We start from the raw sequence: 15626 nt of genomic DNA on the forward strand, positions 1-15626 counted from the left end.
GAGCCATGCTCGGCAGATGCCTTATCGGTAATGCCATTGCCGAGCATGGCTCGGCACTACAAACAGCAAAGGGCGCCCAATGGGCGCCCTTTGCAAACAACCTGCAGCAACCTCAGTTGCGCGACTGCAGCTTCGACAGCAGGCGCAGGAACTCGATGTACAGCCACACCAGGGTGACCATCAGGCCGAACGCGCCGTACCACTCCATGTACTTCGGTGCGCCGGCTTCAACGCCGCTCTCGATGAAGTCGAAATCCAGCACCAGGTTCAGTGCGGCGATCACCACCACGAACAGGCTGAAGCCGATGCCGATCAGGCCGGACTCGTGGATGAAGGGGATGTTGATGTTGAACAGGCCCAGTACGATCGTTGCTAGGTACACCAGGGCGATGCCGCCGGTGGCCGCGACCACGCCCAGCTTGAAGTTCTCGGTGGCCTTGATCAGGCCGCTGCGGTAGGCGAACAGCAGTGCGAACAAGGTGCCGAACGTGAGGATCACCGCCTGGAACACGATGCCGTTGAAGCGCGCTTCGTAGATGGCCGAGATCGAACCCAGGAACAGGCCTTCCGCCAACGCATACAGCGGCGCGCTGACCGGTGCCCAGGTCTTCTTGAAGATGGTCACCAGCGACAGGATGAAGCCGACGATCAGGCCGCCCCACATATAGAACTTTGCCGCCGGCAGCAGTTCGCCGCTGTCACTGAGGGTGCCATTCCATGCGAACGCAGCGGTCAACGCGGCCAGCAGCAACAGGATGCCGGTCTTGTTGACGGTGCCATTGATGCTCATCGCATCGGCGCCGCGCGACACTACGCTGCCGCTGCCAAGGTCGAGGAAGGTGGTATCGGAAAGGGCAGGGTTGCCGCTGCGCATGCAATGCTCCGTTGCTATGAAGTGGGCGGGAAGTGGACGCAAGCATACCCAATTCAAATTAAATGAAATTTACCGTTGACAGATAGGCGTGTTCTTCCCACAATAGCCGACCTTTCCGGGGCATCGGAGAGATTCACCGCCGGGGTATAGCGCAGTCTGGTAGCGCGCCTGCTTTGGGAGCAGGATGTCGGGGGTTCGAATCCCTCTACCCCGACCATCCAACGCACCAAGCGCGTGTTGGAGTGCGACAATCCGGTCAGAGCGCCCGTAGCTCAACTGGATAGAGCACCGGCCTTCTAAGCCGGCGGTTACAGGTTCGATTCCTGTCGGGCGCGCCATCAGGTGCAAGCGGTAGGTAAGTAAGGTTTCAGTGGTGGCTGTAGCTCAGTTGGTTAGAGTACCGGATTGTGATTCCGGTGGTCGGGGGTTCGAATCCCCTCAGCCACCCCACTGTTTCAGGGCTTCGGAGTAAAATCCGGGCTTGCAATAAAAGTCAGATTGGGGCATTATTCGCCTCCTGATTTTCAGGGCTGTTAGCTCAGTTGGTAGAGCAGTTGACTCTTAATCAATAGGTCCAAGGTTCGAATCCTTGACAGCCCACCAAATCAAGAAAGCCGTTGGAGCGATCCAGCGGCTTTCTCTTTTTATGTAAGCCCGGTGTTTTGGGCGGGTGCATGAAACACGCTTGTAGTGTAGAATTCACCTCGAAGTTTCGGGGCTGTTAGCTCAGTTGGTAGAGCAGTTGACTCTTAATCAATAGGTCCAAGGTTCGAATCCTTGACAGCCCACCAAATCAAGAAGCCGCTGGAGAAATCTGGCGGCTTTTTTCTTAGCCAGGGCGGCATGCCGTCTTGGCATTGTTGGGGCGCTCATCGTTTGATCGATGCGCAGGCGGGGCTGGCTTCCGCTTTGCTGGCGCTCCTGCAACAATGCTGCGCTGAGTCAGTATTGCGAAAGTGGCGGAATTGGTAGACGCCCTGGATTTAGGTTCCAGTGCCGCAAGGCGTGGGGGTTCGAGTCCCCCCTTTCGCACCAGACAGTGGTGTTCTCTGCCCGCTGCGGGCCTTTTTGACAACCTGTATGGGTCTGCCCGCTGGCGGCCACGGGCGATATCGGCCAAACTAAAGGGCTGCGGTGCATAACCGCGCCCTACAACCGTTTCATCCATCACATCGAACCGGCGCGGTTGCCGCCGGTGGCAGGAGTCAACATGCAAGCTTCGATCGAATCCACCGGCAATCTGGAACGCCGCCTGAGCTTCTCGCTGCCGGAAGAGCGTCTGCAGGGGCATATCAGCGGCCGTCTGGGCGAAATCGCGCGCACCGCGCGCATCAAGGGTTTCCGTCCGGGCAAGGTGCCGGCCAAGGTGATCGAACAGCGTTTTGGCCCGCAGGTGCGCGCCGAGGCGCTGGACGGCCTGCTGCGCGAGACCTTTGACGCCGCCCTGCGCCAGCACGAGCTGCGCATTGCCGGTAACCCGCGCATCGACAAGGCTGGCGAAGGCGAGTTCGACTTCGTTGCCACCGTTGAGCTGATCCCGGACTTCGGCGACGTCGACGTCACCAAGCTGACCGTCGTGCGCCACACCGCCGAAATCAGCGATGCCGACATCGACCAGATGATCGAGAACCTGCGCGCCCAGCGCCGCACCTGGAAGCCGGTTGCACGTGGCGCCCAGGAAGGCGATCTGGTCGGCCTGGAAACCTGGTCGCAGGCTGGCGACGAGCGTCTGCCGGCTGAGGGTGTCGAGAAGGGCACCATCATCATCGGCCAGGGCATGATGTTCGAGCAGATCGAAAAGGGCCTGGTCGGCCTGGCCAAGGGTGAAGAAAAGACCCTGGACGTCGAGTTCCCGGCTGACTGGCGCGTGCCGGCACTGGCGGGCAAGACCGTGCAGGTCACCGTCAAGGCCGTTGAAGTGTCCGAGCAGGACATGCCGGAAGTCGACACCGCCTTCATCAAGAGCTTCGGCGTGAAGAACGGCGACGTGGAGCAGTTCCGCGCCGACATCCGTTCCAACCTGGAGCGCGAGCTCAAGGGTGCGCTGATGAACCGTCTGCGTCGCGAAGTGGGTGAGCAGCTGATTGCTGCTTATTCCTCGGTCGAGCTGCCGCCGCGCCTGGTCGAGGGTGAAGCCCGCTCGATGCTGGCCCAGCAGATCGATGCCATCCGTCGCCAGGGCGGCAACCCGGGCGAAGTGCCGGCCGATGCCCACGAAGGCTTCAAGGATGCCGCTTCCAAGCGCGTGCTGGTCGGCCTGCTGGTCGGCGAAGTGGCCCGCAAGAACGAGCTGCGCCTGGACCCGAAGCGCCTGAACGAAACCATGCGCCTGATCGCTTCGACCTACGAAGAGCCGGAGCAGGTCATTGAGATGTACCGCAATGATCCCCAGCTTATGTCGGGTCTGCAGAACCGTGTGATGGAAGAGCAGGTCATCGACTGGATCGCCGAGCGTGCCCAGCACACCGAGCAGGCCTTGACGTTCCAGGAAGCCATCCGCCAGTAAGCTGACGGTGTTTCATCCCCGCGCCACGGCGCGGGGAGTTCCCTCCCAAAATAGGTGCCTCACGTAATGGACAACCGAACCAAAGCTCTGAACATGGTTCCGATGGTGGTCGAACAGACCAGCCGCGGCGAGCGCGCCTACGATATCTATTCGCGCCTGCTCAAAGAGCGCCTGATTTTCCTGGTCGGTCCGATCGACGACCATATGGCGAACGTTGTGGTCGCGCAGCTGCTGTTCCTTGAATCGGAAAACCCGGAGAAGGAAATCAGCATCTATATCAACTCGCCGGGCGGCGTGGTCACGGCTGGCATGGCGATCTATGACACCATGCAGTACATCAAGCCGGACGTGAGCACCACCTGCATCGGCCAGGCCGCCTCGATGGGCGCGCTGCTGCTGGCTGCCGGTGCGCCGGGCAAGCGTTTCGCGCTGCCGAACTCGCGCGTGATGATCCACCAGCCGCTCGGCGGCTACCAGGGCCAGGCCACGGACATCGACATCCACGCCCGTGAAATCCTGACCCTGCGTTCGCGCCTGAACGAAGTGCTGGCCAAGCACACCGGCCAGGACCTGGAGACCATCGCCCGCGATACCGAGCGTGACAACTTCAAGAGCGCGGCCGAAGCTGCGGCGTACGGCCTGGTGGACCAGGTGCTGGAGCGCCGTCCGGAAGAGAGCATCCAGGCCTCCTGATGCGTTGAACGGCCAGAAAATCGGCCTAATTTGCAGGGTCGGAATCGGACTGGTGTCCCTCCGGCCCTGTGCTATTCTCGAAATTGAACCCCCTGTTCAGAGGGGGAAGCAACTGGGTAAGCGAAGCATGAGCGAAGACCGGCAAGGTCGTACCGGGGACAGCAGTGGCAAGATTCTGTACTGCTCGTTCTGCGGCAAGAGTCAGCACGAAGTTCGTAAGCTGATCGCAGGCCCGAGCGTATTCATCTGTGATGAATGCGTGGAGCTGTGCAACGACATCATCCGTGAGGAACTTGAGGAAAAGGCGCAGTCGGCGCGCAGTTCGCTGCCCAAGCCGCGCGAGATCCTCGAGGTGCTCGACCAGTACGTGATTGGCCAGAACCGCGCCAAGCGCACGCTGGCGGTTGCGGTATACAACCACTACAAGCGCATTGAGAGCCGTTCCAAGAGCGACGACGTCGAGCTGTCCAAATCCAACATCCTGCTGGTCGGCCCGACCGGCTCGGGTAAGACGCTGCTGGCCGAAACGCTGGCGCGCCTGCTCAACGTGCCGTTCACCATGGCCGATGCGACCACCCTGACCGAAGCCGGTTATGTGGGCGAGGACGTGGAAAACATCATCCAGAAGCTGCTGCAGAAGTGCGACTACGACGTCGAGAAGGCACAGCAGGGCATCGTCTACATCGATGAAATCGACAAGATCTCGCGCAAGAGCGAGAACCCGTCGATCACCCGCGATGTGTCCGGCGAAGGCGTACAGCAGGCCCTGCTGAAGCTGATCGAAGGCACCGTGGCCAGCGTTCCGCCGCAGGGTGGCCGCAAGCACCCGCAGCAGGAATTCCTGCAGGTCGACACCAAGAACATCCTGTTCATCTGCGGCGGCGCGTTCGCTGGCCTGGACAAGGTGATCCAGGCCCGTTCCACCGATACCAGCAGCATTGGTTTTGGTGCCAAGGTGAAGAGTGCCGAGCGCAAGCAGGAAGTGGGCAAGGTGCTGGCTGAAGTCGAGCCGGAAGACCTGATCAAGTTCGGCCTGATCCCGGAGTTCGTTGGCCGCCTGCCGGTGGTCGCGACCCTGGAAGAGCTGGACGAAGCGGCCCTGATCCAGATCCTGACCGAGCCCAAGAACGCCATCACCAAGCAGTTCAAGAAGCTGTTCGAGATGGAGAACGTGGAGCTGGAGTTCCGCCCCGATGCGCTGTCGGCCATCGCCAAGAAGGCGCTGAAGCGCAAGACCGGCGCCCGTGGCCTGCGTACCATCGTCGAGTCGGTACTGCTGGACACCATGTACGAGCTGCCCTCGCAGGAAAACGTCAGCAAGGTGGTCGTGGACGAGTCGGTCATCGAGAACAAATCCGAGCCGTACATCGTCTACCAGGCGCCGCCGGAACCGGTCAAAACCGCCTCTGGCGAGTGAACCCGGGCGAACTGAAGTGAATAGGCGGTTGCGCCGCTCACGTTCAGCTTTCGACAGCTCTTGCAACACCTCGCCGATGGCCCCATAACGGGGCCATCGGCTTTTTTATTTAGCCTCCACCGAATCTCGGAGCCCCCATGGCCCAGTCCCAACTCGAAGTCCTCGACCTGCCGGTCCTGCCGCTACGCGACGTGGTGGTGTTCCCGCACATGGTCATCCCCCTGTTCGTGGGCCGCGACAAGTCCATGCAGGCGCTGGAGCGCGCGATGGAGGCCGACAAGCGCATCCTGCTGCTTGCGCAGAAGTCGGCCGAAACCGACGACCCGGTGGCTGCCGACCTGTACACGGTCGGCACCCTGGCGCAGGTACTGCAATTGCTGAAACTGCCCGACGGCACCATCAAAGTGCTGGTCGAAGGCCTGTCGCGCGTTGCCGTGGACAAGGTCCATGAGCAGGACGGCTCGCTGCAGGGCCATGGCGTGGAAATCGAATCGGACGAATCGCGCGAGCCGCGTGAGATCGAGGCGATTGCCCGTTCGCTGATGTCGCTGTTCGAGCAGTACGTCAAGACCAACCGCAAGCTGCCGCCGGAGCTGTTGCAGACCCTGGCCGGCATCGAAGAACCAACGCGCCTGGCCGATACCATCGCCGCGCACATCGGCGTGCGCCTGGCCGACAAGCAGAAGCTGCTGGAAACCCTGCAGGTCGGCGACCGCCTGGAGATGCTGGTCGGCCTGGTCGACGGCGAGATCGACGTGCAGCAGCTGGAAAAGCGCATCCGCGGCCGCGTCAAATCGCAGATGGAAAAAAGCCAGCGCGAGTACTACCTCAACGAGCAGATGAAGGCCATCCAGAAAGAACTGGGTGACCTGGATGAAGCGCCGGGTGAGATGGAGGAACTGGCGCGCAAGATCGCCGAAGCTGGCATGCCCAAGCCGGTCGAGACCAAGGCCAAGAACGAGCTCAACAAGCTCAAGCAGATGTCGCCGATGTCGGCCGAGGCCGCAGTGGTGCGTAATTATCTGGAATGGCTGCTGGGCGTGCCGTGGAAGAAGCGCACCAAGGTCCGCAAGGATCTGAAGGTCGCGCAGGACACGCTGGATGCCGACCATTACGGCCTGGACAAGGTCAAGGATCGCATCCTTGAATACCTTGCAGTGCAGGCGCGGGTGAAGCAGATGAAGGGCCCGATCCTGTGCCTGGTCGGTCCGCCGGGCGTGGGCAAGACCTCGCTGGGTCAGTCCATCGCCAAGGCCACCAACCGCAAGTTCGTGCGCATGAGCCTGGGTGGCGTGCGCGACGAGGCCGAGATCCGTGGTCATCGCCGTACCTATGTTGGTTCGATGCCGGGTCGCATCGTGCAGAACCTCAACAAGGTCGGCAGCAAGAACCCGCTGTTCGTGCTGGATGAGATCGACAAGATGTCGATGGACTTCCGCGGCGATCCGTCCTCGGCACTGCTTGAAGTGCTGGACCCGGAACAGAACAACGCCTTCAACGATCACTACCTCGAGGTCGACCTGGACCTGAGCGAAGTGATGTTCGTGGCGACCTCCAATTCGTTGAATATCCCCGGTCCGCTGCTGGACCGCATGGAAGTGATCCGCATCCCGGGTTACACCGAAGACGAGAAGCTCAACATCGCCACCCGCTACCTGCTCAGCAAGCAGCTCAAGGCCAATGGCCTGACGGCGGAAGAGCTGGCGATCGAAGAAGATGCCATCCGCGGCATCGTGCGTTATTACACGCGCGAATCCGGTGTGCGTAACCTCGAGCGCGAAATCGCCAAGATCTGCCGCAAGGTAGTGAAGGAAATCGCCCTGGCCGGCCCGCAGCCGGTGAAGAAGGCCGCTGCCAAGAAGTCGGCCAAGAAGCCGAAGGCGTTGGTTGTGGTGGACGCGAAGAACCTGGCCAAGTACCTGGGCGTGCAGCGTTTCGACTTCGGCCGTGCCGAGGAAGAAAACGAGATCGGCCTGGTCACCGGCCTGGCCTGGACCGAAGTCGGCGGCGAGCTGCTGCAGGTCGAGTCAACGCTGATCCCGGGCAAGGGCGCGGTCACGCTCACCGGCCAGCTTGGCAACGTGATGAAGGAATCGGCCACGGCTGCCTTGTCTGTGGTGCGTGCACGTGCCGAGGCACTCGGCATCGACGTGGATTTCCTGCAGAAGCACGATGTCCACCTGCACGTGCCCGATGGCGCGACGCCGAAGGATGGTCCGAGCGCCGGCATCGCGATGGTGACCTCGCTGGTATCCACGCTGACCAAGGTGCCGGTCAAGGCCGAAGTGGCAATGACCGGTGAGATCACCCTGCGTGGTCGCGTTACCGCAATTGGTGGTCTGAAGGAGAAGCTGTTGGCTGCGCTGCGCGGCGGCATCCGCACCGTGGTCATCCCCGAAGAGAACCGCAAGGATCTGGTGGATATCCCGGCCAATGTCACCCGCGATCTGACCATCGTGCCGGTGAAGTGGATCGACGAAGTGCTGGATATCGCATTGGCAACGCCGCTGAGGCCGAAGAAAGCAGGTAAAAGTGCGCAGCGTGTCGCAGTTCGCGGCAAGGCAAAGGCAGCTCCCACCGCCCGCGTCAAGCACTGAAATGTGAACGTAAAACCCCTCAAAACCCGCGTCATTAAAGGCTTTTCAGCTTGCGCGGGTAGGGGGGCGCTGGTATAAAAGTGCGACTCACGCGGCAGTGGTTTTTTTGTCGGCGTGTTTGCAGGTTCTTCGGCAGTCGTGCGTCTTGGGGACGTACGGGTGCCACTCAATAATTCCGCGGATTACCGCAAAGGGAGTTTTACAGAATGAACAAGACCGAATTGATTGATGGCGTTGCCGGTGCTGCTGACCTGACCAAGGCTGAAGCTGGCCGTGCGGTTGATGCCGTCATCGCCGAGATCACCAAGGCCCTGAAGAAGGGTGATGCCGTGACTCTGGTGGGCTTCGGTACGTTCCAGGTTCGTGAGCGCGCTGCGCGCACCGGCCGTAACCCGAAGACCGGCGAAGAGATCAAAATCGCCGCTGCAAAAAATCCTGCCTTCAAGGCTGGTAAAGCTCTGAAAGACGCTGTAAACTAAGCGGCTCAGCTGGGGTGCTTAGCTCAGCGGTAGAGCGTCTCCCTTACACGGAGAGGGTCGGGGGTTCGAAACCCTCAGCACCCACCAAGTTAAGCATTGCAGTACAGTTTGAAAGTGTGGAGCGGTAGTTCAGTTGGTTAGAATGCTGGCCTGTCACGCCGGAGGTCGCGGGTTCGAGTCCCGTCCGCTCCGCCAGTTTCAAATTGGCCCCTGACAAAATCGGGGGCCTTGTTTTCTCAAACTCCACAAGAGGGAGGGAAAGCTAAAAAATTAAATGTGGAGCGGTAGTTCAGTTGGTTAGAATGCTGGCCTGTCACGCCGGAGGTCGCGGGTTCGAGTCCCGTCCGCTCCGCCATTTAATCAAGTCGCTTTTCGGAGCGCGCGCCCCGGGCAACCGGTGGTGGTCGAGTCAAATGTGGAGCGGTAGTTCAGTTGGTTAGAATGCTGGCCTGTCACGCCGGAGGTCGCGGGTTCGAGTCCCGTCCGCTCCGCCAGATGTCTCAAAGCCCTCGGCGCAAGCCGGGGGCTTTTTTTTGCCCCGCTATTGGCAGCGGCCGAGTTGGGCGCGGGGCAGGAAGCGGGTTAAACTGCCCGGCTCGCCACTCAGGCCTCGATTTGCCCATGCTGCAGAAACTTCGCGACAAGACCTCAGGCTGGATCGTTACGGTGATCATGGGCCTGTTGATGATCCCGTTCCTGTTTGTGATCGACAACAGCTACCTCGGTGGCGTCGGCGCACAGAACGTTGCCAAAGTGTCGGCGCCGCCGTCGTGGTGGACCTCGGCACCGTCATGGTGGCCGATGTCGTTCCTGTGGAACCACCACGAAGTCAGCGTCGAGGACTTCCGTACCCGTTTTGAGCAGGCACGCATGCAGGCGCGTGAGCAGCAGGGCGACAACTTCGACCCGCGCGAATTTGAAACCGCCGAGAACAAGCGCCTCGTGCTCGATCAGCTGATCGACGAGCAGGTTGTGCGCCTGGCTGCTGAAGACGCGCATATCGTCATCGGCGACAAGGCCGTGCGCGACTACATCGCGGCGATTCCAGGCTTCCAGAAGGATGGCAAGTTCGATCCGGACCAGTACCGCCTGGCGCTTGCCCAGAGCATGCCGCCGCGTACGCCGGCGATGTTCGAGCAGCTGGTGCGCTCGAGCCTGCAACAGTCGATCATTCCTTCGGCACTGGCCCAATCGGGCTTCACCACCAAGGGCGAAAGCGAGCGTCTGCTGAAGCTGCTTGGCGAAACCCGTGATGTGGAATTCGCATTGTTGCCGGTCGTTGCGCCTGATACTGCAGCGGTCACGGACGCCGAGATCGACCAGTGGTACAAGGCGCATCCGAAGGACTTCCGCCAGCCGGAAAGCGTCACCATCGAGTATGTCGAGCTCAATGCTGCGAGCATGCCGGCCGCGACGGCGGCTGACGAAGCCACGCTGCGTCAGCGCTATGAAGACGAGAAGGCGCGTTTTGTCAGCGCCGACCAGCGTCTGGCTTCGCACATCCTGATTGCCAAGGGCAGCGATGAGAAGGCCGCCGAGGCCAAGGCCGCCAAGCTGGCCGCGGAGGCCAAGCAGCCGGGTGCCGATTTCGCCGCGCTGGCCAAGGCCAACTCGGAAGATCCGGGCTCCAAGGATTCCGGTGGCGACCTGGGCTGGGTTGAGAAGGGCGTGATGGTCAAGCCGTTCGAAGACGCGCTGTTCGCGATGAAGGCCGGTGATGTGGTCGGCCCGGTCAAGACCGAGTTCGGCTACCACGTGCTGAAGCTGCGCGAGATCAAGGGTGGCGAAGGCCGTCCGTTCGAGGAGGTGCGTGACCAGCTGGCTGCCGAGCAGCTGCAGGCCGATACCGAGAAGGCATTCAATGAGCTGAGCGGTCGCCTGGTCGATCTGGTCTACAAGAACCCGACCGAGCTGGGTGGCGCAGCCAAGGAAGTTGGCCTGCCGGTGCAGACCCTGGGCCCGTTCAACCGTGCCACGGCCAGCGGCATCGCTGCCAATCCGGCCGTGCTGAAGGCTGTGTTCTCCGATACGTTGAAGGAAGACGGTACGGTCAGCGACCCGATCGAACTGGCTCCGAACCACACGGTCATGGTCCGCGTTACCGCACACACCCCGGAGCAGGCGATTCCGCTTGCGCAGGCGCGTGAGCAGGTGATTGCCGCGGTACGTGCGCACCGTTCCGAAGAAGCCTCGAAGAAGGCTGCGGACGCGCTGCTGGCCAAGTTGAACGCTGGCCAGACCCTGCAGGCATTGGCTGGCAGCGAGCAGCTGCAGCTGCTGCCGATGCCGGGCCTGCCGCGCACCGCGCCGATGCCGACCGTTGAAGCCAACCGCGCTGCGTTCACTGCAGCGGCTCCGGTCGGCGACAAGCCGAGCTATGGCAAGGTCGAGATGGAGCCGGGTCGCTATGCCGTGTTCGCGGTCACCAAGGTGACCCCGGGCAACCCGGCCGAAGTGCCGGAACCGCAGCAGGCCATGCTCAAGGACCAGCTGAGCCAGATCGACGGCGCCGCCGCAGCCAAGGCCTACGTCGACGGCATGCGCAAGCGCTACAAGGTGCAGGTGCAGGAATCCCAGCTCTAAGCATCTGAGCAGCACCCAACAAAAAGCCCGGCGAAAGCCGGGCTTTTTGTTCATGTAGTGCCGAGCCATGCTCGGCAGGGGCTTTACCGATACAACCAGCAGCATTGGTAGTGCCGAGCCATGCTCGGCAGGGGCTTTACCGATACAGCCAGCAGCAGTGGTAGTGCCGAGCCATGCTCGGCAGGGGCTTTACCAATACAGCCAGCAGCATTGGTAGTGCCGAGCCATGCTCGGCAGGGGCATTACCGATACAGCCAGCAGCAGTGGTAGTGCCGAGCCATGCTCGGCTGGGGCTTTACCGGCAATCTCCAGCTCTTTTGCAGGAGTGGCATGAGCCGCGAAGCCGGCAGCAATGGAATCGCCTGCATCCGCGCAATCGTAACGATCACCAGCTTCGCGGCTTATGCCGCTCCCACAAGCGGGTAGGTCAGCGGTGAGGCCCCTGCCGAGCATGGCTCGGCACTACATCAAACGCAAAAACCAACACCAAACGCAGAAGCCCAACACCAAACGCAGAAGCCCGGCCATTGGCCGGGCTTCTGCTTTCGTTCTGCTGTGGCAGCTATGGCTCAGCGCGCCTCGTCGTAACGCAGCACCATGCCCGGCTTCAGCACCGCGCTGGCATCCAGGTTGTTGGACGAGAGCAGGGTCTTCACCGAAATGCCGTAGCGGCGGGCGATGGTCCAGGCCGATTCGCCGCTGCGTACGGTGTGGCGGCTGCCAGTGCTGGCCGAGGCGACCGCGCGCGAGGGAGCAGCAGGACGGCGGCTGGCGACGGGCGGCGCTGCGGCAGGCGCCGCATCGCGGGTAGCTACCAGCACGCTCTCGCTGTTGTCGCTCTCCACGCTGCCCATGGCCGCAGCCGGTGCCAGCACCCGGGTGCCGGAGCGGGAGCTGGTCAGGGCGGGGTTGAGGCGGGCGATGCGGGCCGGGTCCAGTGCGTTCTGTGCCGACCAGGCCGCCAAGGTGGTGTTGGCGGGCAGGGTGTGGCCCTTGAGGATCGGCACCTGCCGGTCCAGCGCCGCCATCAGGTCGGGTTCGTTCTCGGCCTGTTCCAGCACGCAGGCCAGTGCGTGCAGCTTTTCAACATAGGCGTAGGTGATCGGCGACAGGCCCGGCAGTTCGGAAGCGGTGGCGTTCTGTGCGTTCATGCCGCCACGACGCAGCGATTGCAGGATGCGGTACTCACCGGCGTTGTACGCCATCACCGCCAGCTGCCAGTCACCGGCAAACATGCCGTGCAGGGTCTTCAGGTAGCGCACCGCGGCGCGGGTGGAGTCCACGGCCGACAGGCGGCCGTCATAGCCCTTCTCCATCGGCACGCGGTGGTTGCGCGCGGTGGTGGCGATGAACTGCCACAGCCCGGCCGGGCCGCTGGCGTTGCGGGCACCGGGGCGGTAGCCGCTTTCAACGAAGGGGATAAGCGCGAATTCGGTTGGTAGGCCGGCACTGCGCAGCTCGTCGACGACGTAGCCGAACAGCGGCAGCGCGTCGTCCTCGACATTGCCCAGTCGCGAAGGGGCGTGCGAGAACTGCTTGCGCCAGCGTGGGCTGGTGGCTTCGGCATCGCACTGTGGTGCGGCCAGGCCCTCACGGAAGTTGGCGAAGATCTCGCGTCCGTTACGGGTAGTCGGGGCCGGCAGCGAGGCCGGGTCCAACGGTAATGCAGTGAGCGCGGCGACGTTCTGGGTCATGCCGGCGCTGACGGGAAGCGTCTGCGCGGCCAGCGTACCGCTGCCCGTGCCCAACAACATCCCCAGCGCCAACGGCAGACAAAGCCGCCTCATGCGCGAAAACCGTCTTTCCACCGCCGCAATTCGGCGAAGACTTCCACCTGGTCGGTGGGCGCGCGACCAAGCCGGGCCGCGATCGCTGCAACGATGGCGGTATCGGCAGTCCGCAGAAACGGATTGCATTCCAGTTCGCTCGCCAGGATGGCGGGAACGGTAGGACGGGAACTGCTGCGCATGTCCGAGGCTTCCTGTTGGCGGCGCTGCAATGCCGCGTTGGTGGGGTCGACATGCCGCGCAAACACGGCATTGGCCAGCGTGTATTCGTGCCCGCAGCAGACCAGTGTCTGTGGGGGCAGGGCGGCCATTCGCCGGAGCGAGGCCAACATCTGGGCCGGCGTACCTTCGAACATGCGTCCACAGCCCAAGCTGAACAACATGTCGCCACTGAACAAATGGTCGTGGCCGTAGTAGGCAATATGGCTTCGGGTGTGACCGGGAACTTCCATCACGGTGAAGTCGAAGCCGGACAATTCTACCCGGTTGCCTTCGCTGACTCGTTCACATTCCAATGCGATGCGTTCATCTACCGGGGCGATGACCCGCAAGCGCGGCCAGCGCTCACGCAACTCCGCCACCCCGCCGATATGGTCGTCGTGGTGGTGGGTGAGCAGGACACCTGCAGGCTGCATGCCTTGCGCAGCGGCTTCGAAAACCGGACCGGCCTGGCCGGGGTCGACGAAAATCGTGCGGTCATCGGGCGTTTGCAGCGCCCAGATGTAGTTGTCCTGAAATGCGGGCAGGGCGATCAGTCGCATAGAATTGGAAAATGCCTGCCGCCCAGTCCCCCCGTCAAGCTGCAGTCTCGCCCTGGTTTGAGAAAGCCGGGGCACAGGCGATGCGCGAATGGGAGCAGCGGTTGCTGTCTGAACAAATGCGCGGATTTCCCTCGCCGCCATGGCTGTGGCTGGCGCCAAACGCCTGCTGGCAGCCAGATTCCCCGCCGCAGGGCCGTGGCCTGCGCCTGCACCGCAACCCGCAAACGCCTGGTTGGACTGGCGATCTGCGCTGCAGCCTGCCGTTGCCGCTGCCCAGCGAGTCGATCAAGGCCATCGTCATCGAGCACCCGGCGGCAGAGGAGCTGGAGCCCTTGTTGTCCGAATGCGCGCGGGTGCTGATGCCCGGCGGGCGGGTCTGGGTGACCCTGCTCAACCGCTGCAGTCCCTACCGCGCACACTGGCAGTGGCAGGGCGCACGGCCACCTTCGGTGACACGTTGCAGGACACTATTGCAGCGGCAAGGCATACGATGTCGCTCGCTGCGGCACTATGGCCCGCTGTGGACGCAGTCAGGCAACACCCCGGGTACGGCATTGCCGGCCCTGCGCGCCTTGTGCGTGCTGGAAGCTGAAAAACGCACCGAGGCATATATCGGCCCGATCAAGGCCAGTCGCGTCAGTTGGCGCGACCCGGTGGCGACCTGAATTCAACGGAACACTATGAAGTCAATTGAAGTACATACCGACGGCGCCTGCCTCGGCAATCCAGGCCCCGGCGGATGGGGCGCGTTGTTGCGCTACAAGGGCCACGAGCGCGAGCTGGCCGGTGGCGAAGCCCACACCACCAACAACCGGATGGAGTTGATGGCCGCGATCATGGGCCTGGAGACGCTCAGCGAGCCCTGCAACATCACCTTGTTCACCGATTCGCAGTACGTGCGCCAGGGCATCACCGAATGGATGCCGGGCTGGGTGCGGCGCAACTGGAAGACGGCCGGCGGTGACCCGGTCAAGAACCGTGACCTGTGGGAACGCCTGCACGAGGCCACGCAGCGCCATCAGATCGACTGGCGCTGGGTCAAAGGTCATTCCGGTGACCCGGACAACGAACGCGTGGACCAGTTGGCCCGCGATGCTGCAATCCGCGTGCGCGCTGGCGCCGCGAGCAACTGAGGTAGCAGATGCGCCAGATCGTCCTTGATACAGAAACCACCGGCCTGGAATGGAAGAAGGGCAACCGCGTGGTCGAAATCGGCTGCGTGGAGCTGCTTGAGCGGCGCCCCAGTGGCAACAACTTCCACCGCTACCTGAAGCCGGATTGCGACTTCGAATCCGGCGCCGCCGAAGTCACCGGCCTGAGCCTGGATTTCCTCGCCGACAAGCCGCGCTTCGAAGAAGTGGTGGATGAGTTCCTGGCCTATGTGGACGGTGCCGAGCTGATCATCCACAACGCCTCGTTCGACATGGGCTTCCTCGAAAACGAGATGAGCCTGGCCGGCAAGGGCCGCTTGGCCAGCCGGGTGACGGTGACCGATACCCTGGCGATGGCGCGCGAGCGCTATCCCGGCCAGCGCAACTCGCTGGATGCGCTGTGCCGGCGCCTGGGCGTGGATAACGCCCACCGCACGCTGCATGGCGGCCTGCTCGATGCGCAGATCCTGGCCGACGTCTATATCGCGCTGACTTCGGGCCAGGAGGAAATTGGTTTTGGTCAGCCGGAAGCCGAATCGGCCAGTGCCGGCGGTGTTGTACAGACGTTCGACGTGTCGGCGCTGTTGCCGCGCCCCCGCGTACTGGTGACCGCCTCCGAGCAGGAGGCGCACGAGGCGCGCCTGGCCAGGCTGCGCAAGAAAGCCGGACACGCATGGTGGGACGGCGAGCCCGCGCCCGCGCCTGGCGAGCCGGCCTGAGTCACGCCGGTCGTTGATTTGAACGGAGTTCCGCTGCCTTAGTGGCAGCGGACCAGGAC

The 15626-nt window shown here is 62.6% G+C and carries 12 protein-coding genes and 10 tRNA genes; 19 read left to right on the top strand and 3 right to left on the bottom strand.

The window, feature by feature from the left end:
- Positions 1 to 112: 112 nt before the first annotated feature.
- A complete protein-coding gene (locus QMX78_RS14885; RefSeq protein WP_282270918.1) occupies positions 113 to 874 on the bottom strand; it encodes a Bax inhibitor-1/YccA family protein in 762 nt (253 codons plus the stop codon).
- Positions 875 to 1014: 140 nt separating this feature from the next.
- Between QMX78_RS14885 and QMX78_RS14890 the strand changes: the two genes are divergently transcribed.
- From QMX78_RS14890 to QMX78_RS14965, 16 genes are all read left to right on the top strand, one after another.
- Positions 1015 to 1091, top strand: a tRNA-Pro gene (locus QMX78_RS14890).
- A 44-nt stretch (positions 1092 to 1135) separates the two neighbouring features.
- Positions 1136 to 1212: transfer RNA gene (locus QMX78_RS14895), tRNA-Arg, on the top strand.
- Between the two features lie 35 nt (positions 1213 to 1247).
- A tRNA-His gene (locus tag QMX78_RS14900) sits at positions 1248 to 1324 on the top strand.
- Positions 1325 to 1401: 77 nt separating this feature from the next.
- Positions 1402 to 1477 (top strand) — tRNA-Lys (locus tag QMX78_RS14905).
- A 112-nt stretch (positions 1478 to 1589) separates the two neighbouring features.
- Positions 1590 to 1665 (top strand) — tRNA-Lys (locus tag QMX78_RS14910).
- A gap of 159 nt (positions 1666 to 1824) precedes the next feature.
- Positions 1825 to 1909: transfer RNA gene (locus tag QMX78_RS14915), tRNA-Leu, on the top strand.
- A 175-nt stretch (positions 1910 to 2084) separates the two neighbouring features.
- Positions 2085 to 3380, top strand: a complete 1296-nt coding sequence (gene tig, locus QMX78_RS14920) for a trigger factor (RefSeq protein WP_282270920.1) — start codon at positions 2085 to 2087, stop codon at positions 3378 to 3380.
- Between the two features lie 66 nt (positions 3381 to 3446).
- A complete protein-coding gene (gene clpP, locus QMX78_RS14925) occupies positions 3447 to 4073 on the top strand; it encodes an ATP-dependent Clp endopeptidase proteolytic subunit ClpP (protein WP_057629317.1) in 627 nt (208 codons plus the stop codon).
- Between the two features lie 127 nt (positions 4074 to 4200).
- Positions 4201 to 5490 (top strand): ATP-dependent Clp protease ATP-binding subunit ClpX, encoded by a 1290-nt coding sequence (gene clpX / locus QMX78_RS14930; RefSeq protein WP_282270923.1) that lies wholly within the window; start codon positions 4201 to 4203, stop codon positions 5488 to 5490.
- Positions 5491 to 5627: 137 nt separating this feature from the next.
- A complete protein-coding gene (lon, locus tag QMX78_RS14935) occupies positions 5628 to 8087 on the top strand; it encodes an endopeptidase La (RefSeq protein WP_282270925.1) in 2460 nt (819 codons plus the stop codon).
- A 206-nt stretch (positions 8088 to 8293) separates the two neighbouring features.
- Entirely contained in the window at positions 8294 to 8566 is a 273-nt protein-coding gene (locus QMX78_RS14940) for an HU family DNA-binding protein (RefSeq protein WP_282270927.1), read from the top strand.
- Between the two features lie 12 nt (positions 8567 to 8578).
- Positions 8579 to 8653, top strand: a tRNA-Val gene (locus QMX78_RS14945).
- Positions 8654 to 8684: 31 nt separating this feature from the next.
- Positions 8685 to 8761: transfer RNA gene (locus QMX78_RS14950), tRNA-Asp, on the top strand.
- 83 nt (positions 8762 to 8844) lie between these two features.
- Positions 8845 to 8921: transfer RNA gene (locus QMX78_RS14955), tRNA-Asp, on the top strand.
- A 62-nt stretch (positions 8922 to 8983) separates the two neighbouring features.
- Positions 8984 to 9060, top strand: a tRNA-Asp gene (locus QMX78_RS14960).
- A 127-nt stretch (positions 9061 to 9187) separates the two neighbouring features.
- The gene (locus QMX78_RS14965; protein WP_282270929.1) at positions 9188 to 11149 is read left to right on the top strand and encodes a peptidyl-prolyl cis-trans isomerase; all 1962 of its coding nucleotides are present in this window, start codon (positions 9188 to 9190) and stop codon (positions 11147 to 11149) included.
- Between the two features lie 569 nt (positions 11150 to 11718).
- On the opposite strand, the gene QMX78_RS14970 is transcribed toward QMX78_RS14965, so the two are convergent.
- Positions 11719 to 12936, bottom strand: a complete 1218-nt coding sequence (locus tag QMX78_RS14970; protein ID WP_282270931.1) for a lytic transglycosylase domain-containing protein — start codon at positions 12934 to 12936, stop codon at positions 11719 to 11721.
- Positions 12933 to 13697 carry a hydroxyacylglutathione hydrolase gene (gene gloB, locus QMX78_RS14975; RefSeq protein ID WP_282270933.1) on the bottom strand — a complete coding sequence of 255 codons (765 nt, stop codon included), beginning with the start codon at positions 13695 to 13697 and terminating at the stop codon, positions 12933 to 12935. The genes QMX78_RS14970 and gloB overlap by 4 nt, the downstream gene beginning before the upstream one ends.
- A 116-nt stretch (positions 13698 to 13813) precedes the next feature.
- On the opposite strand from gloB, the gene QMX78_RS14980 reads away from it, so the two are divergent.
- From QMX78_RS14980 to dnaQ, 3 genes are read left to right on the top strand one after another with little or no spacing between them, the layout of a single operon-like run.
- Complete coding sequence (locus QMX78_RS14980; protein ID WP_282270935.1) at positions 13814 to 14362, top strand: hypothetical protein; 549 nt, start codon at positions 13814 to 13816, stop codon at positions 14360 to 14362.
- A gap of 15 nt (positions 14363 to 14377) precedes the next feature.
- Positions 14378 to 14830: a ribonuclease HI gene (gene rnhA / locus QMX78_RS14985; RefSeq protein WP_282270937.1), complete on the top strand. Its 453-nt coding sequence runs from the start codon at positions 14378 to 14380 to the stop codon at positions 14828 to 14830.
- 8 nt (positions 14831 to 14838) lie between these two features.
- Positions 14839 to 15567, top strand: coding sequence for a DNA polymerase III subunit epsilon (gene dnaQ / locus QMX78_RS14990; RefSeq protein WP_282270939.1), 729 nt, complete (start codon positions 14839 to 14841; stop codon positions 15565 to 15567).
- The last annotated feature ends 59 nt before the right edge of the window (positions 15568 to 15626 follow it).

The sequence above is a fragment of the Stenotrophomonas sp. PS02298 genome (assembly GCF_029959445.1).
In the GTDB taxonomy this organism is placed as follows: Bacteria; Pseudomonadota; Gammaproteobacteria; order Xanthomonadales; family Xanthomonadaceae; genus Stenotrophomonas.

Excerpts from the sequence above, each read along its gene's own strand:
- QMX78_RS14885 (WP_282270918.1), bottom strand. The coding sequence starts at position 874 with ATGCGCAGCGGCAACCCTGCCCTTTCCGATACCACCTTCCTCGACCTT.
- tig (WP_282270920.1), top strand. The coding sequence starts at position 2,085 with ATGCAAGCTTCGATCGAATCCACCGGCAATCTGGAACGCCGCCTGAGC.
- clpP (WP_057629317.1), top strand. The coding sequence starts at position 3,447 with ATGGACAACCGAACCAAAGCTCTGAACATGGTTCCGATGGTGGTCGAA.
- clpX (WP_282270923.1), top strand. The coding sequence starts at position 4,201 with ATGAGCGAAGACCGGCAAGGTCGTACCGGGGACAGCAGTGGCAAGATT.
- lon (WP_282270925.1), top strand. The coding sequence starts at position 5,628 with ATGGCCCAGTCCCAACTCGAAGTCCTCGACCTGCCGGTCCTGCCGCTA.
- QMX78_RS14940 (WP_282270927.1), top strand. The coding sequence starts at position 8,294 with ATGAACAAGACCGAATTGATTGATGGCGTTGCCGGTGCTGCTGACCTG.
- QMX78_RS14965 (WP_282270929.1), top strand. The coding sequence starts at position 9,188 with ATGCTGCAGAAACTTCGCGACAAGACCTCAGGCTGGATCGTTACGGTG.
- QMX78_RS14970 (WP_282270931.1), bottom strand. The coding sequence starts at position 12,936 with ATGAGGCGGCTTTGTCTGCCGTTGGCGCTGGGGATGTTGTTGGGCACG.
- gloB (WP_282270933.1), bottom strand. The coding sequence starts at position 13,697 with ATGCGACTGATCGCCCTGCCCGCATTTCAGGACAACTACATCTGGGCG.
- QMX78_RS14980 (WP_282270935.1), top strand. The coding sequence starts at position 13,814 with ATGCGCGGATTTCCCTCGCCGCCATGGCTGTGGCTGGCGCCAAACGCC.
- rnhA (WP_282270937.1), top strand. The coding sequence starts at position 14,378 with ATGAAGTCAATTGAAGTACATACCGACGGCGCCTGCCTCGGCAATCCA.
- dnaQ (WP_282270939.1), top strand. The coding sequence starts at position 14,839 with ATGCGCCAGATCGTCCTTGATACAGAAACCACCGGCCTGGAATGGAAG.